Below are 240 nucleotides of genomic sequence, written 5' to 3'. Positions count from 1 at the left end.
CCTTACGCTTATTCCCAACCCCCGATCCAGGATGAATTCCCGTGTCAGAAATTTGTATCGTACTATTTACTCGTTCAATAGGACGGGCAGCTAACGCATCAATTACAATGACAAAGTCTGGCTTCGTCTTCTCAATGATTCCATAATTGACGTCGCTCGTTTCGATTCCAGTAATTCCCATTACCCCCGGCCGAATTGCACTAACAGGCCTAAACCCTTCTCCTACACTTTCAGGCTGCA

Annotated in this window: 1 protein-coding gene; it reads right to left on the bottom strand. The window is 46.2% G+C overall.

Going from position 1 to position 240, the window contains the following annotated elements; translation table 11 throughout:
* Window positions 1-240: GPR endopeptidase (gene gpr / locus KVT31_RS29955; protein ID WP_217613768.1), on the bottom strand; the 240-nt coding region annotated here is incomplete at both ends.

Source organism: Bacillus sp. GbtcB14, from assembly GCF_019091205.1.
Classification (GTDB): domain Bacteria; phylum Bacillota; class Bacilli; order Bacillales; family Bacillaceae_G; genus Bacillus_A; species Bacillus_A cereus_AG.
Note: the sequence above shows the minus strand (reverse complement) of the source record. Positions and strands in the feature narration are given on the sequence as shown.